General features: G+C 63.5%; 21 protein-coding genes. 12 read left to right on the forward strand and 9 right to left on the reverse strand.

Going from position 1 to position 20,280, the window contains the following annotated elements:
• Positions 1–205 precede the first annotated feature (205 nt).
• Complete coding sequence (locus QYQ99_RS06100; protein WP_302091865.1) at positions 206–1,657, forward strand: aldehyde dehydrogenase; 1,452 nt, start codon at positions 206–208, stop codon at positions 1,655–1,657.
• A 220-nt stretch (positions 1,658–1,877) separates the two neighbouring features.
• Here the strand turns inward: QYQ99_RS06100 and QYQ99_RS06105 are convergent, their stop codons facing one another.
• Positions 1,878–2,660 (reverse strand): DUF2076 domain-containing protein, encoded by a 783-nt coding sequence (locus QYQ99_RS06105; RefSeq protein WP_302091866.1) that lies wholly within the window; start codon positions 2,658–2,660, stop codon positions 1,878–1,880.
• Positions 2,661–2,893: 233 nt separating this feature from the next.
• On the opposite strand from QYQ99_RS06105, the gene QYQ99_RS06110 reads away from it, so the two are divergent.
• The gene (locus tag QYQ99_RS06110) at positions 2,894–3,415 is read left to right on the forward strand and encodes an FKBP-type peptidyl-prolyl cis-trans isomerase (protein WP_302091867.1); all 522 of its coding nucleotides are present in this window, start codon (positions 2,894–2,896) and stop codon (positions 3,413–3,415) included.
• Positions 3,416–3,609: 194 nt separating this feature from the next.
• On the opposite strand, the gene QYQ99_RS06115 is transcribed toward QYQ99_RS06110, so the two are convergent.
• Together QYQ99_RS06115 and QYQ99_RS06120 are read right to left on the reverse strand one after the other, a co-directional pair.
• The gene (locus tag QYQ99_RS06115) at positions 3,610–4,230 is read right to left on the reverse strand and encodes a glycine zipper 2TM domain-containing protein (protein ID WP_302091868.1); all 621 of its coding nucleotides are present in this window, start codon (positions 4,228–4,230) and stop codon (positions 3,610–3,612) included.
• 275 nt (positions 4,231–4,505) lie between these two features.
• The gene (locus QYQ99_RS06120; protein ID WP_302091869.1) at positions 4,506–4,886 is read right to left on the reverse strand and encodes a PepSY domain-containing protein; all 381 of its coding nucleotides are present in this window, start codon (positions 4,884–4,886) and stop codon (positions 4,506–4,508) included.
• 289 nt (positions 4,887–5,175) lie between these two features.
• On the opposite strand from QYQ99_RS06120, the gene QYQ99_RS06125 reads away from it, so the two are divergent.
• Genes QYQ99_RS06125 through QYQ99_RS06135 form a run of 3 tightly spaced genes read left to right on the forward strand, consistent with a single transcriptional unit; the run spans position 5,176 to position 7,668 of the window.
• Entirely contained in the window at positions 5,176–5,475 is a 300-nt protein-coding gene (locus QYQ99_RS06125) for a PepSY domain-containing protein (protein ID WP_367882852.1), read from the forward strand.
• Positions 5,476–5,503: 28 nt separating this feature from the next.
• Positions 5,504–6,199 (forward strand): response regulator transcription factor, encoded by a 696-nt coding sequence (locus QYQ99_RS06130; RefSeq protein ID WP_302091870.1) that lies wholly within the window; start codon positions 5,504–5,506, stop codon positions 6,197–6,199.
• Positions 6,181–7,668 (forward strand): sensor histidine kinase, encoded by a 1,488-nt coding sequence (locus QYQ99_RS06135; protein ID WP_302091871.1) that lies wholly within the window; start codon positions 6,181–6,183, stop codon positions 7,666–7,668. The genes QYQ99_RS06130 and QYQ99_RS06135 overlap by 19 nt, the downstream gene beginning before the upstream one ends.
• A gap of 6 nt (positions 7,669–7,674) precedes the next feature.
• Here the strand turns inward: QYQ99_RS06135 and QYQ99_RS06140 are convergent, their stop codons facing one another.
• The 4 genes from QYQ99_RS06140 to coaBC form a co-directional block, all read right to left on the reverse strand.
• On the reverse strand, positions 7,675–8,493 hold the full coding sequence (locus tag QYQ99_RS06140; RefSeq protein WP_302091872.1) for a hypothetical protein: 819 nt from the start codon (positions 8,491–8,493) through the stop codon (positions 7,675–7,677).
• A gap of 30 nt (positions 8,494–8,523) precedes the next feature.
• Positions 8,524–8,973, reverse strand: a complete 450-nt coding sequence (dut, locus tag QYQ99_RS06145) for a dUTP diphosphatase (RefSeq protein ID WP_012837362.1) — start codon at positions 8,971–8,973, stop codon at positions 8,524–8,526.
• A gap of 151 nt (positions 8,974–9,124) precedes the next feature.
• Positions 9,125–9,652: a hypothetical protein gene (locus tag QYQ99_RS06150; RefSeq protein WP_302091873.1), complete on the reverse strand. Its 528-nt coding sequence runs from the start codon at positions 9,650–9,652 to the stop codon at positions 9,125–9,127.
• Positions 9,653–9,675: 23 nt separating this feature from the next.
• Positions 9,676–10,902 (reverse strand): bifunctional phosphopantothenoylcysteine decarboxylase/phosphopantothenate--cysteine ligase CoaBC, encoded by a 1,227-nt coding sequence (gene coaBC / locus QYQ99_RS06155; protein WP_034365190.1) that lies wholly within the window; start codon positions 10,900–10,902, stop codon positions 9,676–9,678.
• A 113-nt stretch (positions 10,903–11,015) separates the two neighbouring features.
• Here coaBC and QYQ99_RS06160 point away from each other — a divergent pair, with 113 nt between their 5' ends.
• From QYQ99_RS06160 to QYQ99_RS06180, 5 genes are all read left to right on the forward strand, one after another.
• Positions 11,016–12,677, forward strand: a complete 1,662-nt coding sequence (locus tag QYQ99_RS06160; RefSeq protein ID WP_302091874.1) for a CTP synthase — start codon at positions 11,016–11,018, stop codon at positions 12,675–12,677.
• Positions 12,678–12,827: 150 nt separating this feature from the next.
• Positions 12,828–13,685, forward strand: coding sequence for a 3-deoxy-8-phosphooctulonate synthase (gene kdsA / locus QYQ99_RS06165; protein WP_003076380.1), 858 nt, complete (start codon positions 12,828–12,830; stop codon positions 13,683–13,685).
• A 435-nt stretch (positions 13,686–14,120) separates the two neighbouring features.
• Entirely contained in the window at positions 14,121–15,407 is a 1,287-nt protein-coding gene (eno, locus tag QYQ99_RS06170) for a phosphopyruvate hydratase (RefSeq protein ID WP_302091875.1), read from the forward strand.
• 117 nt (positions 15,408–15,524) lie between these two features.
• On the forward strand, positions 15,525–15,803 hold the full coding sequence (locus QYQ99_RS06175; RefSeq protein ID WP_302091876.1) for a septum formation initiator family protein: 279 nt from the start codon (positions 15,525–15,527) through the stop codon (positions 15,801–15,803).
• Entirely contained in the window at positions 15,772–16,314 is a 543-nt protein-coding gene (locus QYQ99_RS06180) for a hypothetical protein (RefSeq protein ID WP_302091877.1), read from the forward strand. The genes QYQ99_RS06175 and QYQ99_RS06180 overlap by 32 nt, the downstream gene beginning before the upstream one ends.
• A 122-nt stretch (positions 16,315–16,436) precedes the next feature.
• On the opposite strand, the gene QYQ99_RS06185 is transcribed toward QYQ99_RS06180, so the two are convergent.
• Together QYQ99_RS06185 and QYQ99_RS06190 are read right to left on the reverse strand one after the other, a co-directional pair.
• Entirely contained in the window at positions 16,437–17,444 is a 1,008-nt protein-coding gene (locus QYQ99_RS06185) for an Hsp33 family molecular chaperone HslO (RefSeq protein ID WP_302091878.1), read from the reverse strand.
• Positions 17,445–17,474: 30 nt separating this feature from the next.
• On the reverse strand, positions 17,475–17,999 hold the full coding sequence (locus QYQ99_RS06190; protein WP_302091879.1) for a gamma carbonic anhydrase family protein: 525 nt from the start codon (positions 17,997–17,999) through the stop codon (positions 17,475–17,477).
• A gap of 50 nt (positions 18,000–18,049) precedes the next feature.
• Between QYQ99_RS06190 and QYQ99_RS06195 the strand changes: the two genes are divergently transcribed.
• The gene (locus QYQ99_RS06195) at positions 18,050–18,856 is read left to right on the forward strand and encodes a ferritin-like domain-containing protein (RefSeq protein WP_302091880.1); all 807 of its coding nucleotides are present in this window, start codon (positions 18,050–18,052) and stop codon (positions 18,854–18,856) included.
• A 162-nt stretch (positions 18,857–19,018) separates the two neighbouring features.
• Positions 19,019–20,278 carry an EAL and HDOD domain-containing protein gene (locus QYQ99_RS06200; RefSeq protein ID WP_302091881.1) on the forward strand — a complete coding sequence of 420 codons (1,260 nt, stop codon included), beginning with the start codon at positions 19,019–19,021 and terminating at the stop codon, positions 20,276–20,278.
• Positions 20,279–20,280: the final 2 nt, after the last annotated feature.

Genomic DNA, 20,280 nt, shown 5'->3' on the forward strand with positions numbered 1-20,280 from the left:
GGCTTTGCCGCTTCCCCCGAAGGGGGACGGTGCCATCGCTGGGGCAGCCCATGCTGGGGCAGCCCACGCTGGGGCAGCCCGTGCTGCGGGGCGGCGGGCCGCCTAGGCCCTTGCTCGACACCTCTGTGCTGGGCCGCGTCTAATTTCAACGATATGAACAACAGGCAGCTTTGATGACTGCTTTCACGTCAAAAGGAGATGAAAAATGATCGAACAAAAAATGCTGATTGGCGGCCAGGAATGTGCCGCCAGCAATGGCGCAGTTTTTGAGCGCAAGAACCCGCTGGATGGCTCGGTTGCCACGCGTGCGCCCGCCGCCACCACCGAGGACGCTATTCGCGCCTGCGAAGCTGCGGCAGCCGCTTTCCCCGCCTGGTCGCAACTGGGGCCGAACGCCCGCCGCGCCATGCTGATGAAGGCCTCGCAGGCACTGGAAGCCAAGGGCGAAGCGATTGCCGCGGCCATGGCCGCAGAAACCGGCGCCTCGGGCATCTGGGCCGGCTTCAACGTGCATCTGGCGGCCAGCATGCTGCTGGAGGCGGCTTCGCTGACCACGCAGATCAATGGCGAGATCATCCCCTCGGACGTGCCCGGCAGCGTGGCCATGGCCGTGCGCCAGCCTGCCGGCGTGGTGCTGGGCATCGCGCCCTGGAATGCTCCCGTGATCCTGGCCGTGCGCAGCATCTCCACGGCCCTGGCCTGCGGCAATACCGTGATCCTCAAGGGATCGGAACTCTGCCCCGCCACCCACGGCCTGATCATCGAGGCGCTGCAGGACGCGGGCCTACCTGCCGGCGTGGTGAACTTTGTGACCAATGCGCCGGCCGATGCGGGCAGCGTGGTCGAGGCCATCGTGGCCCACCCGGCCGTGCGCCGCGTGAGCTTTACCGGCTCCACCAAGGTAGGCCGCATCATCGGCCAGACCTGCGCCAGGCACTTGAAGCCCGCGCTGCTGGAGCTCGGCGGCAAGGCCCCCTTCCTGGTGCTGGACGATGCCGATATCGATGCGGCCGTGAACGCCGCCACCTTTGGCGCGTTTGCCAACTCGGGCCAGATCTGCATGTCCACCGAGCGCTTTGTGGTGGATAACAAGGTGGCCGACGAGTTCATCGCCAAGTTTGCCGCCAAGGCCCAAAGCCTGCCGCTGGGCGACCCGCGCAAGGGCCCCGTGGTGCTGGGCTCGGTGGTCGATCTGGCCACGGTGGAGCGCTGCAATGCCATGATCGACGACGCACTGGCCAAGGGCGCAAAGCTGGTCTGCGGCGGCAAGGCCGAGAGCACGCTGATGCCCGCCACGCTGATCGATCATGTGACGCCGGCGATGCGCATCTTCCACGAGGAGAGCTTTGGCCCGGTCAAGGGCATCGTGCGCGTGAACGGCGAGGAAGAAGCCATTGCCACGGCCAATGACAACGAGTTCGGTCTGTCCTCCGCAGTCTTCACCCGGGATGCGGCCCGAGGCTGGCGTGTGGCGGCGCGCATCGAGGCCGGCATCTGTCACATCAACGGCCCCACGGTGCATGACGAAGCCCAGATGCCGTTTGGCGGCGTCAAGGCCTCGGGCTATGGCCATTTCGGCGGCCAGCAGGGCATCAATGCCTTTACCGAGACCCGCTGGGTGACCATGCAGACCACAGAACGCCAATATCCGTTCTAAAGACCCCCCTGAGCGGCTTTGCCGCGCGGCGGCGCTTGCTTGCTGCCCCACACTTAGGTCGCGCCCTAGTTAGAGCTCGCGCCCATCGCTACTGAAATTAAAAAAGCCACCTGATTTGAAAACGCCAGGTGGCTTTCTTTTTTCCTTCTCACTATCTAATCCATAGCTGCTAGCGTTTGATGGAAAAGGGCTTGAGCCTCAAAAATCTCAAAGCATGTAATCAGGCAAAATCATCGTTGAAGAAGTCGCCGCCATCGCCCCAGCTGTCGTTGTCCGCACTATCGATGCTGCCCAGGCCCGCATCGTTGGCCAGGCTGGAGGTATTGCCGCTGTCGCCATGCAGGCCCTGGCTGCTGCTGTCCTGCGCCAGCGACTTGCTCTCGCTGCCGCCGCTCTGGCTGCCCGAGCCTGCGTGATGGCCGCCCATCAGATTCTCCAGCCCGTTGAACAGAAACATGCCGCCCGCCACGCCGGCCGCGGCCGCTGCGGCATTGCCCAGGAAGCTGCTGCCAGCCGGGGCCGCTGGCTGGCCGTAGGCCTGCGACGCTGCAGCACGCGGTGCCGAGCCGCCGCCAAAGAAACGGTCGCGCCAGCTGGAGGGCTGAGGCGCTGCTTGCGGCTGGTACTGAGGCTGATACTGGGGCTGGTTCTGGGGCTGATAGGGAGGCTGGGCACTGGCAGCGTAGCCGCCGTCCTCGGCATAACGCTCGGGAGCGCGGCCGAAGTGCGTGCCCAGGCCGCCCGAGAGAAAGCTGCCTGCGCCCTGGCTCTGGCTTTGCTGGGCCTGTTTCACCTGCTGCTGCAGCTCGCCGATCTGCTGCTGGGCCTGCTCAATGGCTTGCTCCAGCATCAAGGTGCGCTGGGCCAGCCAGTAGACCGCATCGGGCGCGTTGCTCAATCCACGGCGCAGCTCGGCATCGGCCTGCGCGTCCTTGGGTTGGCCCTGGGTCAGCGTCAGCCTGGCGCACAGGTCTTGCAGCAGTTGTTGTTCCTGAGGGGTCATGGTGCCTTCCTTTAATCCCGCAAATGACTTGCAGCGAAGATGGGGTCAGTATGCAGGCCTGCAAGAGCGCCAATGTGAAGGCCGTGCAAGTGCTTTTTGCAGGGTGTAACAAAAGGCCTGTGCTGCAGTTGCGGGCAGCGCATGGGACAATGCCTGCCATTGAGCCACTGTTGTGGCGGCGTTTCAATTTCGGTTGCGGGACTGGCCCGCGGCCCATCAACTGCATACACACCATGGAAGTTACCCAACAATGCGTGGTCGCACTGACCTGGACACTGAAAGACACCCTGGGCGAGGAGCTGGACGTGCTGGACGAGCCCGTGGAATTCCTTGTCGGCGGCGATGACCTGTTCAAGCGCATCGAAGAGGCCCTGCAAGGCCACGGCGTAGGCACCGCTCTGGACCTGCACCTGGAGCCCGAAGAGGCATTCGGCGACTATGACGAGAGCCTGATCTTCCTGGAAAAGCGCGAGCTGTTTCCCGAAGAGATCGAGGAAGGCATGAGCTTCGAGAGCAGCGCCATGCCCAAGGGCACCAACCCCGTGCCTGCCGATCTGCTCTACACGGTCACCGAAATCTATCCCGAGCATGTGGTGCTGGACGGCAACCACCCGCTGGCCGGAATCGCCATCCGCCTGCACCTCAAGATCGAAGCCGTGCGCGAGGCTACCGAGGAAGAAATCGGTCGCGGCACGGCCGGCACGGGCTTTTTCCGTATCGAGCCCATGGCCCCTGGCAATGAAACACTGCATTGACACCCCCTGAGGCGCTTTGCGCCTTCCCCCTTTAGGGGGACGACAGCTTCGCAGCCGGGCGGCGGTGCCGACCAGGCTCTCGCTGGCTGTCACTGAGTTGCGCTGCGCCACAGGCTCAGGCATCGCTGATCACTTCAGGCAAAGAAATCAAAAGGGACTCCTCGAAGTCCCTTTTGTTATGTGCGCCTGGCTGCCTAGCGGCGGAAGATCTGGTTGCCTTCCACGCGCACGTATTCGCCGATGCTCAGCTGCGGAGGCTGCTGGTAGTCCAGAGCGCGCACACTGCCGTCCTGCAACTGCACGGTGACGCGGTAGATATCGCGCACGCTGCCGCCACCCACACTGTTCTGCACGGCGTTGCCGGCCAGCGCACCGCCCACCACACCGGCAATCGTGGCCAGCGTACGGCCGGAGCCCTTGCCCACCTGGTTGCCCAGCACGCCACCGATCACGCCGCCGGCAATCGCGCCGCCCGCGCCAATGCCGCTGCCGTCCTGCACGCGCACGGTCTCGATATTCATCACACGGCCCTGCTGGGCGTATTGCTGGGGCTGCTGCGAGTAGCAGTTGGGGTTGTTGTAGCCGCAGTTATTGGCGGGATAGGTCTGGGCCTGGTTGTTGCCCACGGGGTAGGCCTGGGTGCTGCCCGGGTAGCCCGAGCCCGAATAAGCACCCTGGGAGTAGCCTCCCTGGTAGCCACTGTTCTGGTAGCCGCCGCTCTGGTAGCCACCCTGGGGATAGGCCGCGCAGGCCGACAGAGCTGCAACGATTGCGCTCACCATGGCCAACCGGCCCCAGCGTTGATTGATTTGCATGGAAATCTCCTGATTGACGCATGCACATTCCATGCGCCGCAGTCCTGTGATGAGTTGCTCTGCAAACCTTGCACGGCCTGCCTTCCCATTGCAACGCAGCACCGGCTCGCCAGGACGACAGGTTTCACATTTGCTCACAATACTTTGAGCAAAGCGCAGCCGTTTACAACGCGTCAAACCATAGCGCCTTGCCCTTTGCAACGCTCATTTGCGATATGAATATCATTTGAAACCGCCATCACAAAGCGCTTGATGCTATCAAAAATATAGCAGCCTCAGCCTTTGCTGCGTACGCGCAGCACTTCGCCGCTGCGGCCATCCACATAGAGCTTCACCAAGCGCCCATCGCTGGCCGTGGCCTTGACCTTGTAGAGGCCGTCGTCCCATTCCACCTCCTGGAATTCGCGATAGCCGGCCTTCTCCAGCCGGTCGCAGACATCGCCGATGGACAGGGTCGGCCCGAGCGCCATGCCGCGCACGGCGGCCACCGAGGCCGAGGCACGGTCCGCCAAAGCGTTCTCTGCGGCCAGGCAGAAGCCTGCGGACAGCAGCGCGGCGCTCCCCAGCAAGGCGATGCCGCTGCGGCGCTGCATGGACCGGTATAGCGACAGGGCGCGAGCGGACATCGCAAAGACGGGGACTTGAAGACGAGACATGAAAACTCCTGCAGTCGACGGGTGAACGGTGGGAACAAAAAGACGGCCCGCCGGGCGAGAGGCACTCTGTTGCGGGTTGCGGCCGATTGTTCGCATTCACCCTGAACCGTTTCTGAAGCCGCCATTCAGCTTTCGTTCATCGATGCAGACCTATAACCTTGGCTGCAGAACGCAACCAGACCTCATCACCTCCCACTCTAGCCCTCTTGCCATGTCTTTTTTCAACGCATTGAATGACCCGCAATCTGCGCACCGCCCACGCCGGCGCGCCCTTCATGCCGTGCTGGTCATGCTGCTGGCAACGGCAGGCTTTGCCGCGCTGAGCCTGTGGCCCGTCACCTCGGATGCCGGTGACAACGACCACGAGCTTGCCCGTCAGGCCCTGCGCCAGGGCCAGGTGCTGCCGCTGCGCACCGTTCTGGATCAGGTCGAGCAGCAATACCAGGGCCAGGTCATCAAGGTGGAGTTCGACCGCGAGGACGGCCGCTTTGTCTACGAGATCCGGCTGCTGCAAAGCGACGGCAAGGTGGTCAAGCTGGAGATCGATGCCAGCAACGGCAGCCTCATCAGCATGAAGCGCAAGAAGTGAACCCCGGCACTCAGGAAGGCTGTAGAGCATGCGAATTCTGCTGATTGAAGACGAGCCCACGCTGCGCGAGCAGCTGCATCAGGCCCTGGTGCAGGCCGGCCACACCGTGGAGACGGCCTCCGACGGCGAGACGGCGCAATACCTGGGCGAGGTGGAGAGCTTCGACGCCGCAGTGCTGGACCTGGGCCTGCCGGTGCGCGACGGGCTGAGCGTGCTGCGCGCCTGGCGCGCTCAGGGCCGCTCCATGCCGGTGCTGATCCTTACCGCCAGAGCCGCCTGGCATGAAAAAGTCGCGGGCATGGATGCCGGAGCCGACGACTATCTGGCCAAACCCTTCCACATGGAAGAGCTGCTGGCGCGTCTGCGTGCGCTGCTGCGACGCCTGAGTCCGCATGCCAGCGCTTTGTGGCAATGCGGCTCCATCACCCTGGACTCGCGCCAGGCGCGCGTCACCGTCGAAGGTCAGGCGCTGACGCTGACCAGCCATGAATTCAAGGTACTGGCCCTGCTGATGCAGCGCATGGGCGCCGTGGTCTCGCGCACCGAGCTGTCCGAGCATATCTATCCGCAGGAAAGCGACCGCGACTCCAACACCATCGAGGTCTTTGTCGGGCGGCTGCGGAAAAAACTGCCCGCAGGCTCGATCGAAACCGTGCGCGGCCTGGGCTATCGCCTGGTTGCGCCCACAAACCACGCATCAACCATATGTCCGAGCACACCCTGACCTCCCCCACGACCCAGCAGCCGCCACCGCTGAGCGCAGGCTCCTGGAAGAACTCGCTGCGCCTGAGACTGCTGGCGGGCGCCCTGATCTGGGTGCTGGCAGCACTGCTGCTCACGGGATGGGGCCTGCGCACGCTGTTTGCCGAGCATCTGACCCAGCAGCTGCGCGGCCAGCTGGTGGCCAAGCTCGACCGGCTCAGCGGCGCCGTCAACTATCAGCCCGATCAGGCCGTCCCGGTCACGGTCTCGCCCTTCTCCGGCGACCCCTTGCTGCAGCAGCCGCTGTCGGGCATGTACTGGCAGGTGGACCAGCTTGACGCTGCCGGCCAGCAGACGGTTCAGGCCGGCATCCAGCGTTCGCGCTCGCTCTGGGACCAAACCCTGGACTGGCCTTTCTTCAAGGCCGACAAGGTCTGGGAGCCCACCCTGCCCCTGCATGCACCGGCCAGCTATGGCCATATGTCGGACGGCAATGGCAACACCCTGGTGATCGTGACGCGTACCGTGCAGCTGCCCGAGGCCGGTGCCCCGCCGCTGCGCCTGATGATTGCTGCCGACGCGGCCATGCTGGCCACGCCGCTGCAGCGCTTTACCAAGATGCTGGTGGCCGCGCTGTGCATGCTGGCAGCGGGGCTGATCGCCGCCGTGGTCGTGCAGCTGCAGCTGGCACTGGCTCCGCTGGCTGCCCTGCGCCGTCAGCTGGCCGCCGTGAGCCAGGGCGAAGCGTCTGAAATCAGGGGAGAGCACCCGGCCGAAATCATGCCCCTGGTTCAGGAGTTCAACCATGTGCTGCGCATGAATGCCGAGATGGTGGAGCGGGCCCGCACCCAGGCGGGCAATCTAGCCCATGCGGTCAACACCCCGCTGAGCATCATGGGCAACGCGGCGGCGCAGCAGGACAGCCCGCTGGCGACCCTGGTGCGCGAGCAGGTCGCCAGTGCCAGCCGCCAGGTCGAATACCACCTGGCCCGCGCCCGTGCCGCAGCAGCAGCGGCGCAGCAGGGCCATGGCCTGCGCACCGCGCTGGCCGGCCCGCTGCACTCCCTGGTGCACACCATGGACAAGCTGCATGCGGCGCGCAGCATACGCTTCGAGCTGCAGGGGGATGCCTCGCAATGGGACTTCAAGGGCGACGTGCAGGACCTGATGGAGATGCTGGGCAATCTGCTGGACAACGCCGGCAAATGGGCCAGATCGAAGGTCGTGCTGAAAGTACAGCCACTCGCCAATGACAACCAACAGCTGACGCTGTGCATAGACGATGACGGCCCGGGCATTGCGCCCGAGTTGCGCGAGCGCATCTTTGCCCGCGGAGAGCGGCTTGACGAACAGCGTCCCGGAGCCGGCCTGGGCCTGGACATCGTGCGCGATCTGGTTCAGACCTATGGCGGCAGCATCCAGGCTCTGCCCTCGCCGCTGGGCGGGCTGCGCATGCAGCTGCAACTGCCGGGCACCAGGCACCAGGACTGAGGTCGATCAAAGACTGCGCAGCACCTGCGCCAGGGTATCGGCCTGGGGAAACAGCCAATCGGAGAGCAGCCCCAGCGCCACCGCCGCGACCAGGGCGCCCAGCACGGGCTTCCAGCTGATGCGCAAGGCTGCCAGCAGCCAGCCTTCGCGCTCCACCACATACAGGACTCGGGTCATCAGCAGCGCAAACGCCACCTCTACCGCCACGGTCAGAAACAGATCGGCACCGAACACCAGCCACACCAGCGAGCCCATGCCCGTGACCGCCACCAGCAGGACGGCAAAAATCAGCATGACCGGCACGAGCACCACCGCGCCTTCATCGAGCCCGTCCAGCCCCGACACATCGACATCGGGCAGCTCCAGGCCCGATGACGCAGGCGCGATATCAGCCACGGCAGCGCCATCGTCCCAGTGGCCGCCGGCACCGCCGCCGCCGTAGAAGCCACCCTGCCCGCTTTCAAAGCCCGCAGTATCCGCAGCATCGGCACTGCCTGATCTACCGCCGGAGCCGGGAACATCGACTCCGGCATCGCCCGTATCCCAGTCGCGGCGCAGCATGCAGCCGGCCCACAGGCGCACCAGCAACAGATAAAGCAGATAGCCGCAGGCCAGCGCCAGCCCATAGCGCAGCCCCATGCTGTGCACACCGGCATGCAGCAGGCACAGACTGATCAGGGACATGGCCGCCAGACTCAGGCCGCCGGTCACAGCGGCATGCAGACGCAGCCAGTGGCGTTTTTGCAGGTGCCGCCGCATGTGTTGGTCGCTGCCCAGCTGCACCTTGGTCCAGGAGGCTGAGCGGCGGCGGCTCTGGCGGTTCATGGGGCGCGAGGTACGTGCCTTTGGGCAGGCTTACTGCTTGCCGGTAGAGCCGTAGCCGCCTTCGCCGCGCTCGCTGGCATCGGCAAAGTCATCCACCAGATTGAACTGTGCCTGCACCACGGGCACGATGACCAATTGGGCCAGACGGTCCATGGGCTGCAGCGTGAAGGCGGTCTGCGAACGGTTCCAGGCGCTGACCATGAGCTGGCCCTGGTAGTCGGAGTCGATCAGACCGACCAGATTGCCCAGCACGATGCCGTGCTTGTGGCCCATGCCCGAGCGCGGCAGGATCAGCGCCGCGTAATGGGGGTCCTTGAGGTGCATGGCCATGCCGGTGGGGATCAGCTGCCACTGGCCGGGCTCCAGCGTCACGGGCGCATCGATGCAGGCGCGCAGGTCCAGGCCGGCGCTGCCGGCAGTGGCGTAGGCGGGCAGGTTGTCGCGCAGGCGCGCATCGAGAATCTTTACATCAACATTCATAAGGGTCTGGCCAGTCTTGTCTGTCTAGATAGAAACAAGGCCCGTGAGCCAGGCCTTGCCTTCATTGCGGCAGCTGCCGTGCAGCCGCCAGCGGTTTTCCGAAGGGCGCCATTGTGCCCTGTGCCGGGCAGGCGTCGGCCCCTGGTGCCTGTCAGCGGCCTTGCAGGCGCTTGAGCACGCCGCCCACCAGCGACATCAGACCCATGATGGCAAGCAGCACGCCAAAGCCCTGGATGAACTGGGAGAGGATCATCCCGCCCACGATCAGCGCCAGCGAGCCCGGAGACACCCAGGGCTTGCGAGCGTTCTGAGCGTTCTGAGCCTTCTGTCCCTCGATCTCGCGCTCCATGGCCTTGAAGCGCTGCTGCGCCTCCTGCTTGGTCACGGCCGTATTGGGGCGCCGTGCAGCAGCCGTGCGCTGGGCCGGCTGAGCGGCCGCCGTGGTTCGCGCTCCCGGCATCTGCTGCGCCTGCTCGGCCATGTCGCGCGCCTTCTGCAAGGTGTTGCGCAGCTGGGACATGGGCGAGGCGGCCTGGGAGCCGGGCGTGACGACTGCGGTCTGAATCGCTCCGTCGATGCTGCGCAGCGTGCGGCGGTACTCGGGACTGGCTCGCATCAGCTGATCCACATAAGCCACATAGTCGCCATTGCGCGGGCCTTCATAGCTGGAGAGATTCATGTTCGGACTCCTGGGATCACGGGTCAGGGACGCTTGGCGCTCAGGCGCTGCGCAATTTCATCGACCAGCTGGCGCGCCAGCACGTCCTTGCTGGCATGGGGCAGCTCCTTGGAGCCCTGATCGTCGATCAGCAGCAGGGCATTGTCGTCCTTGCCAAAGGTAGCGGGGCCGATATTGCCCACCAGCAGCGGCACGCTCTTGCGCAGGCGCTTGGCACTGGCGTGCTTGAGCAGATCATGACTTTCGGCCGCAAAGCCCACGCAATACAGCTTGCCGGACCGGGCCTGGTCGGACTGGGCCACGCCGGCAAGAATGTCGGGGTTCTCGACAAAGTCCATGGCCGGCACATCGCCCGAGCCGTCCTTCTTGATCTTCTGATCGGAAAACTCGGCCGGACGCCAGTCGGCAACGGCAGCCGTGGCAATGAAGATCGAGGCCCCCGCCACCAGGGACTGCACGGCAGTCTGCATCTGGCGCGCCGACTGCACGTCGACGCGGGTCACGCCTCGCGGCGTGGGCAGATGCACCGGGCCGGCCACCAGCGTGACCTGGGCACCGGCCTCGCGCGCCGCTCGGGCAATCGCAAAGCCCATCTTGCCGCTTGAGAGATTGGTGATGCCGCGCACCGGATCGATCGCCTCGAAGGTCGGGCCTGCCGTCAACAGCAGATGCTGGCCCTGCAGGCTCTTGGCCGTGAAGTGCGCCGCCAGCTCCTCCATGATTTCCTCGGGCTCCAGCATGCGGCCGTCGCCGGTCTCGCCGCAGGCCTGGCTGCCATTGCCCACGCCCAGCACCTGGGCACCGTCGGCCTGCACCTGCGCCAGATTGCGCTGGGTCGCGGGGTGAGCCCACATCTCGCGGTTCATGGCCGGGGCCAGCAGCAGGGGAACGCTTTCCATAGGGCGGGCCAGGCACATCAGGCTGAGCAGCTCGTCCGAGCGACCCTGCACCAGGCGCGCGATGAAGTCCGCGCTGCAGGGTGCGATGAGAATGGCATCGGCCTCACGGCTCAGATTGATGTGGGGCATGTTGTTGGGTTCGCGCACATCCCACTGGGAGGTGTAGACTGCGCGCCCAGAAAGCGCCTGCATGGTGACAGCCGTCATGAACTGCTCGGCTGCCTCCGTCATGACCACCTGCACCGTGGCTCCGGCCTGGACCAGCAAGCGGCACAGCATGGCCGATTTGTAACAAGCCACGCCTCCGGAGAGACCCAGCACCAGATGTTTGCCTGCGAACACGTCATTCATGCTGCGCAATTTATCAGACCTGAGCCGCTTTTATGCGGCTTGAGCATCCCTGTACGCCACGCCGAAATTCGTGGCGAACCTATAATCCTGTTTTACCACCACCAAAAAAAGACATGACCAAGTTCGTCTTCGTCACCGGCGGTGTGGTGTCTTCCCTCGGTAAGGGAATCGCCTCAGCCTCCCTTGCAGCGATCCTCGAGTCGCGCGGTCTCAAAGTCACCCTCATCAAGCTCGATCCCTACATCAACGTGGACCCGGGCACCATGTCGCCCTTCCAGCACGGTGAAGTGTTCGTGACGGATGACGGAGCCGAGACCGATCTGGACTTGGGCCACTATGAGCGTTTCATCGAAACGCGCATGCGTCAGACCAACAACTTCACCACGGGCCGCATCTACCAGTCCGTGCTGGAAAAAGAACGCCGTGGCGACTATCTGGGCAAGACCGTGCAGGTCATCCCCCATGTCACCAACGAAATTCAGGAATACATCAAGCGCGGCGCGGGCCTTGGCACCGACCACGAAGTGGATGTGGCCATCTGCGAAGTCGGCGGCACCGTGGGCGACATCGAGTCCCTGCCCTTCCTGGAAGCCGCGCGCCAGCTGGCGCTCAAGCTCGGCCCCAACAACTCCGCCTTTGTGCACCTGACCTACCTGCCGTTCATCGAGACGGCCGGCGAGCTCAAGACCAAGCCCACCCAGCACACCGTGCAGAAGCTGCGCGAAATCGGCATCCAGCCCGATGCGCTGCTGTGCCGCGCCAAGCACCAGGTGCCCGAAGAGGAAAAGAGCAAGATCTCCCTCTTCACCAATGTGCCCGAGTGGGGTGTGATCTCCATGTGGGACGTGGACACCATCTACAAGGTGCCGCGCATGCTGCACGAGCAGGGTCTGGACGGCCTGATCTGCGACAAGCTGCGCCTGAACACGCCGCCCACCAATCTCAAGCGCTGGGACGATCTGGTCTATGAGACCGAGCATCCCCAGGGGGAAGTCAAGATTGCCATGGTGGGCAAGTACGTGGAGCTGTCCGACGCCTACAAGTCGGTCAACGAAGCGCTCAAGCACGCCGGCATGCGCAACCATGTGCGCGTGAAGATCACGCACGTGGACTCGGAGACCATCCACGACGCGGATGCCTCCAAGCTGCTCAAGGACTACGACGGCATTCTGGTGCCCGGCGGCTTCGGCTCGCGCGGCGTGGAAGGCAAGATCTCGACGGCCCGCTTCGCCCGTGAAAACAAGGTGCCCTACCTGGGCATCTGCCTGGGCATGCAGGTCGCCACCATCGAGTACGCCCGCCATGTGGCAGGCCTGGCAGGCGCCAACTCCACCGAGTTCGATTCGGCCACCCCCAACCCCGTGATCGCCCTGATCACCGAGTGGAAGGACGCGGACGGCACGATCAAGACCCGTGACGAGAACTCCGACCTGGGCGGCACCATGCGTCTGGGCGCACAGTCTTCCGACGTGCAAAAGGGCACGCTGGCGCACAGCATCTACGGCGACGTGGTGACCGAGCGTCACCGCCACCGCTATGAAGCCAACACCCAGTATCTGGACCAGCTGCGCGAAGCCGGCCTGGTGATCTCGGCCCTGACCCAGCGCGAACAGCTGACCGAAATCGTCGAGCTGCCCGCCAAGGTCCACCCCTGGTACATCGGTGTGCAGTTCCACCCCGAGTTCAAGTCCACCCCCTGGGATGGTCACCCGCTGTTCAACGCCTTCATCAAGGCGGCCATGGACAACAAGGCCCAGGCGGGCAAGAAGGCCTGATTCCCTTCCTCCGGAATCAATCCTTAAATAGGAGCTGCCAGCGCTTGAAAATCAATGACTTCAGCATCAAATGATGTTGAAGTCATTCAATATAGAGCGCTGACAGCTTCAGTTTTTGAAGCATGCGCGGCGTGCAAAAAGGAACCCACCATGAAACTCTGCGGCTTTGATATTGGTCTGGACAAGCGCTTCTTTCTGATCGCCGGCCCTTGCGTGGTCGAATCCGAACAGCTGCAGATGGACGTGGCCGGACAACTCAAGGAAATCACCGCCTCGCTGGGCATCCACTTCATCTTCAAGAGCAGCTTCGACAAGGCCAACCGCTCCTCGGGCACCAGCTTTCGCGGCCCCGGCATGGAAAAAGGCCTGGAGATCCTCGCCAAGGTGAAAAAGGAATTGAACGTGCCCATCCTCACCGATGTGCACACCGAAGCCGAAGTGCCCTATGTGGCATCTGTCGTCGACATGCTCCAGACCCCCGCCTTCCTGTGCCGCCAGACGGACTTCATCCGCGCCGTGGCCCAGTCGGGCAAGCCCGTGAACATCAAGAAGGGCCAGTTCCTGGCCCCGCATGACATGAAGAATGTCATCGACAAGGCCCGTGCTGCGGCGGTGGAAGCGGGCCTGCCCGCAGACAGCTTCACGGCCTGCGAACGCGGCGCCAGCTTTGGCTACAACAACCTGGTCAGCGACATGCGCTCGCTGGCCATCATGCGCGAGACCGGTGCCCCTGTCGTGTTCGACGCCACCCACAGCGTGCAGCTGCCCGGCGGCAACGGCACCTCCAGCGGCGGCATGCGCGAGATGGTGCCCGTGCTCTCGCGTGCGGCCGTGGCCGTAGGCGTGGCAGGCCTGTTCATGGAAACCCACCCCGATCCCTGCAACGCCCTGTCCGACGGCCCCAATGCCGTACCGCTCAAGCACATGAAGGCCCTGCTCGAAACCCTGGTGGCGCTGGACGATGTGACCAAGCGCAACGGCTTCCTGGAAGACCACTTCCAGGCCTGAGCATGCATCCACAGCGCATCAACTGCGACATGACGGCCTTGCTGCAGGCCTGCATGTCCATGCGCCCCGGCCGCCCCAAGGCGGACCCCGGCGTCTGAGCAGATGATGCACCCCGGCATGACCGACACGATCAAACGTGGCGTCATGCCTTTTTTGTATCCGCTTTTGTGTCCGAATGCTTGCACAGAAACGTCTTGCGCAAGAAATTCGACTGCTGCAACACGTCAAGGCAAAAGCGGCCCACCAAATTTGTGCACAATAGCCGCCGCAGCCTCTTCCATACTCGTCGCGTGCACGGCGCGCGCGCAGCATGTGGAGAAGAGTCGGCTTCACAATTTTGATAGCAGCTTGCGCTTCATGCGCAAGGGCTTAGGCGTGATTTCATGAAAGAAGTCAGCCTGCACGTACCGATTTCAGAAACCCAAAGGAAATGCAATGAGTGCCATTGTTGACATCGTAGGCCGCGAAGTGCTGGACAGCCGCGGCAATCCCACCGTTGAGTGCGACGTGCTGCTGGAATCCGGCGTGATGGGCCGTGCGGCCGTGCCCTCGGGCGCGTCCACCGGCTCGCGCGAAGCCATTGAACTGCGTGACGGCGACAAGAGCCGCTACCTGGGCAAGGGCGTGCTCAAGGCTGTCGAGCACATCAACACCGAAATCTCCGAAGCCGTGCTGGGCCTGGATGCCTCCGAGCAGGCCTTCCTGGACAAGACCCTGATCGATCTGGACGGCACCGACAACAAGAGCCGCCTGGGCGCCAACGCCATGCTGGCCGTGTCCATGGCCGTGGCCCGCGCCGCTGCCGAAGAAGCCGGCCTGCCCCTGTACCGCTACTTCGGCGGCATGGGCGGCGTGCAGCTGCCCGTGCCCATGATGAACGTGATCAACGGCGGCGCCCACGCGAACAACTCGCTGGACCTGCAAGAGTTCATGATCATCCCCGTGGGTGCCCCCACCTTCCGTGAAGCCGTGCGCTGGGGTGCCGAAGTCTTCCACGCACTGAAGGCCATCATCCACCACAAGGGCATGTCCACCGCCGTGGGCGACGAAGGCGGTTTCGCACCTTCCGTGGAAAACCACGAAGCCGCGATCCAGCTGATCATCGAAGCCATCGAAAAGGCCGGCTACAAGCCCGGCGAGCAGATCGCCCTGGGCCTGGACTGCGCAGCGTCCGAGTTCTACAAGGACGGCATGTACGTGCTGGCCGGCGAAGGCAATATGACACTGACTTCGACGCAGTGGACCGACATGCTGGCCGGCTGGTGCGACAAGTACCCCATCATCTCCATCGAAGACGGCATGCACGAAGGCGACTGGGATGGCTGGAAGATCCTGACCGAGCGCCTGGGCACCAAGGTTCAGCTGGTGGGTGACGACCTGTTCGTGACCAACACCAAGATCCTCAAGGAAGGCATCGAAAAGCGCATCGCCAACTCGATCCTGATCAAGATCAACCAGATCGGCACCCTGACCGAGACCTTCGCCGCCATCGAGATGGCCAAGCGCGCCGGCTACACCGCCGTGATCTCGCACCGCTCGGGCGAAACCGAAGACAGCACCATTGCCGACATCGCAGTGGGCCTGAATGCTGGTCAAATCAAGACCGGCTCCATGAGCCGCTCCGACCGTATCGCCAAGTACAACCAGCTGCTGCGCATCGAGGAAGACCTGGGCGATGTGGCTGAGTACCCCGGCCGCGCTGCCTTCTACAATCTGCGCTAAACAAGAGCCCCCTGAGCCGCTTCGCGCCTTCCCCCAAAAGGGGGACGACCCCCTTGCTGCGGGGCGGCCCTTGCCCGGTGTCTCTTGCGAACAAGCTACTTTTAAGCCACCTTTTCTATGGTCAACCGCGTCGTCTGCGTCACATTGCTGGTCTTGCTGACCGCCATTCATGCCCAGCTCTGGCTGGGCAATGGCAGCATGGCCTATGTGCACGAGTTGCAACAGCAAATCAAGGATCAATACGCGGCCAACACCCTTGAGAAATCGGAAAACGACAGGCTGCAGTCCGAGGTCAACGACCTCAAGGACGGCCTGTCCACCGTGGAAGAAAAGGCCCGTTACGAGCTGGGCATGGTTAAACCCAATGAAATCTATATTCAGGTTTCCAGGCGCTGACCCTGCCCCCGCTCTGCCTCAAAGCCAGCCCCGCGCTGGCTTTGCTGCTCCTGCGCCCACTCTGGTGCTGCTGGGCGCGCCCCATGCCCTGGCACGCGGCATGGCGCATGGCCTGCTGCAGGCCCGTCTGGATGCGGGTTTGAGCAGCCCCTGGCAATGCATGGCCCCTGCGGCAGACGATGAATGGCCGGCTGATGCCCTGGTCTATGTGCTGGGCCAGGACTGGCGCGATGCCGACCCGGATCCCGCCATCGCTCAGCAGATCAGCCGATGGCGTGCACTGCTGCAAGCACGCTCGCAGAGCTATGTGATGCTGTACGGCAGACCGTCTGCCCAATGGCAGCAACTGGCTGCCTCTGTGAAATTCACAGAACCGGCCGCAGACTGGGACTGGATTTCAAGACAGAACCCCTGGAGTTCCAGCCAGAAAATACGCCGCAAAGCCTGTGAGCAATGCGGCGATCCCGAGTGCGAACTGGCGCTGTTCGAGGCCTTGAAAAGCGCCCCCTGAGGCGCCTCGCGCCTTCTGCCCTATCTCTTCTGAGCGGGAAGACACCTGCGCTGCCCGGCCTGGGCCCTTGCTGGGTGTCTCGGCCACCATCACAGATCAATAGCCGCAAGCACCATGCTCAGTTACTGCACCGAGCTGGAGCTGGGCGGCTGCTTTTGCACTTCGGTGAACAGACGCGCCGCATCGATGGCGTCGAACTGGTATTGCTGACCGCAGAAGTCGCAACCCACTTCGATCTTGCCGCGCTCGGCCACAATGGACTCAACCTCTTCCTCGCCCAGCGACGTCAGCATGGCGACCACCCGGTCACGGCTGCAGGTGCAGGCGAAACGCGGGGCCTGCTCGCCGGCCTGAGGAGCAAAGCGCAGCAGCTTCTCCTCCCAGAACAGGCGGCGCAAAATGGTCTCCACATCCAGCGTCAACAGCTCTTGCTGCGTCAGGCTGGAGGCCAGCGTGGCAACGCGGTTGTATTCCTCGTTCAGGCCCTGGGCATCGTGCTCGGCCTCGCCGCTTTCGGTGGCGGCAGCCAGATTCGCCTCGCCCTTCACAGGCATGCGCTGCAGCATCAGGCCGGCAGCGATCTGGTCATTGGCGGCCAGCACCATCACGGTGTCGAGCTGCTCGGACTGCATCATGTAGAACTGCAGCGCATCCGACAGGCGCTCGAAGCGACCGCCAGAGCCATCGTTGAGCGGCACCACGCCCTGATAGGGGTTCTGGCCGGGCTGACGGTCCTTGGGGTCCAGCGTGACTGCGCAGCGGCCCGCGCCATGGGCATTGACCAGCTCTGCAAGCGGGGCCAACTGGCCGCGCAGGGGCAGATTGGCCTCTCCCACCAGCGATGCCGTGGCACGAAAACTCAGATCCGACTGCACTTCGGTCACGGCCAGTTTGACCGGGCCGTCACCCATGACCTGGAATACCAGCGCGCCATTGAACTTGATGCTGGACTGCATGAGCACGCCAGCCGCCGTCATCTCGCCGAGCAAGGTGCTGACGGCCTCGGGATAGGCGCCGGTATCCTTGTTGCCAGCACGGCGCTGCAGGATTTCCTGCCAGGAGTCAGTCAGGCGAACAATGGCACCACGCACGGGCAGGCCGTCAAAAATGAATTTATGCAGTTCAGACACGCTAATCGATTCCGGTAAAAAGCGGGGCCCTCAGCCCAGCTTGCGCAAGCCGCGCTTGAAGCGGCGAGCATTTTCAACATAGTTCCTGGCGCTCTGGCGCAGACCTTCGATCTGCTCGGGCGATAGCTGGCGCACGACCTTGGCGGGGCTGCCGATGATCATGGAGCCGTCGGGAAATTCCTTACCCTCGGTCACCAGCGAGCCTGCGCCGACCAGGCAGTTCCTGCCGATCCTGGCACCGTTGAGCACCACTGCACCGATTCCGATGAGCGAGCCATCGCCAATCGAGCAGCCATGGAGCATTACTTGGTGGCCAATCGTCACATTGCAACCCACCGTGAGCGGCTTGCCGAAATCGGCATGCAGCACGCTGGCATCCTGGATGTTGGAGCCCGCGCCAATGCTGATGTCTTCGGTATCCCCACGGATGACGACTCCGAACCAGACGCTGGCGTCCTTGTCCAGCTTGACGCGGCCCATGACCTCGGCGCTGTCAGCCACCCAGGCGGTCTCGTCGATCTGCGGCGCAACGCCGTCGAGCTCGTAAATTGCCATCTGCTTGTCTCCCAGTGGGTTGCTTCTTGATAGAACCTAGAATTGTAGGGATGGAGTTACGTCATCGCGCGCTAGAGGTCTTGTGCCTTGCAGACCCTGAAGAAAAAGCTGCTGCAGCCATTGATCTGCATGCACAAAAAGCTCTCTATTCGATAGCAGAAACAGCACCGACACTGCGCATCCCCGAATCCGAGCTTCCCGGCCGCCCGGCCCGGCCCGAGCTCAAGCACCACACGGCCGTGGCGCGCCGCTCGCCTGCCACCGTCGAAGGCCGTGCCGTGCTCATCCATGCGATTGCGCATATAGAGTTCAATGCCATCAACCTCGCACTGGACGCCGTCTGGCGCTTTGACGGCATGCCCGGGCAGTACTACCACGACTGGCTGCAGGTGGCCGCCGAGGAGGCCAAGCATTTCCGCCTGCTGCGCGACCACCTGCGCCAGCACCATGGACAGGACTATGGAGACCATCCGGCACACCAGGGCCTGTGGACCATGTGCGAAAAAACGGCAGACGACATCGTGGCCCGCATGGCTCTGGTTCCCAGAACCCTGGAGGCGCGCGGCCTGGACGCCACGCCGCAAATCCAGAACAAGCTGCGCAACACCCATGCGCCCGATGCGCTGGTGGCCTGCGACATTCTGGACATCATCCTGCGCGAGGAAGTGGGCCATGTGGCCATAGGCAATCACTGGTACCGCTGGCTGTGCGAGAAAAACAGCCTGGACCCCGAGTCGTTGTACCTGGAGCTGACAAAGCGCTATGAAGCGCCGCGCCTGCGCCCGCCCTTCAACGAAAAGGCACGCCGAGCCGCAGGCTTCACCGCGACCGAGATCGCCTGGCTGCAACAGATCTAGGTATTTTTTGCTTGACTCGAATCAAGAACCGTCGGCAAGCAAGGCCTGCGAGCCGAAGTTGTTGGCACAAACGGCCTGAACGCACAAAGCTGACACTATGATCAGCTCGTTCTTACAATAGCCGCCACAGCCAACCATTTCCCACACAGACGTCATGCAGCAATGAGTGAACAAACCATAGAGGACACGGCATTCGCCTCGCCGCGCAACCTGTCCAAAGGCATGATTGCACGCCAGCCCATCGTCAACGGGCTGCAGCAAATCATCGGGTACGAGCTGTTCAACCGCTCGCGCTCGCCTTATGGTCACACCATGGCCTCGGATGCGACGCTGATCTTTGCGGCCCTCACGCATGCAGGAGAGGAAGATCTGGTCGGCACCAAGCTCATGTTCGTGAATTGCACTCACGAAGGCCTGACCGGCGAGCACCTGGAGCTGCTGCCGGCCGACAAGGTGGTGCTGGAGATCCCCCCGCTGGGCCATGCGGCAGTGCATGAAGTGGCAGCCCGCCTGCCCACGCTGCTGGCACTCAAGGACCAGGGCTTTCATCTGGCCTTCAACCACACGGTGCTGGAGTCTGTGTATTCGGCCTGGCTGCCGCTGGCCGACTACATCAAGCTCGACCTCTCCACGCTGGCACCGGACCAGCTCACGGTGCTGGTCAAGTTCGCCAACCGCCACACCCGCGCCGAGCTGATCGCCGAAAAAGTCGAAAGTGCCTACCAGCATGAGCTGGGGCAGCGCCTGGGCATCGAGCTGTTCCAGGGTTTCTGGTTTGCCCGCCCCACGGTGATGCAGACCCGCCTTCTGAGCCCGACGCAGCAAAGCATCATCCAGTTGCTGACGCTGGTACGCGAGCAGGCCAGCACCGAGGCGATCGAGGAAGTTCTCAAGAAGGACGCCGCCCTGGCCTTCAACCTGCTGCGCCTCATCAACTCGGCCAGCTTTGGCGCCCATCGCAAGATCACCTCTTTCAAGCAGGCCGTGATGCTGCTCGGCCTGAACAAGCTGTTCCGCTGGGCGGCCATGCTGCTGACGGCCGCCCGTGAAGGCGGCCCGCCACCAGCCGTGGGCCAGACCGCCGTGATTCGCGGTCGTCTGATGGAGCTGCTGGCCAAGCACTCGCTGACGGACACCGACGCCGATCTGGCCTTTATCTGCGGCATGTTCTCCATGCTGGACCGCATGCTGGGCATGCCTTTGCCAGCAGCGCTGGCGCTGATTCCCGTGTCCGAATCGGTCTCTGCCGCGCTACTGCATCATGAAGGCATTCTGGGCGAGCTGCTGATACTCACCAAGGCCTGCGAGAGTCATGACCAGGAACAATTCGACCGCAGCGCCTGCAGCCTGGAGCTGCAGCACGGGGACATCAATCACGCTCATCTGCAGGCTCTGAGATGGACGGAGTGTCTGTCCGACTGACA

The sequence above is a fragment of the Comamonas testosteroni genome (assembly GCF_030505195.1).
Lineage (GTDB): Bacteria > Pseudomonadota > Gammaproteobacteria > Burkholderiales > Burkholderiaceae_C > Comamonas > Comamonas testosteroni_G.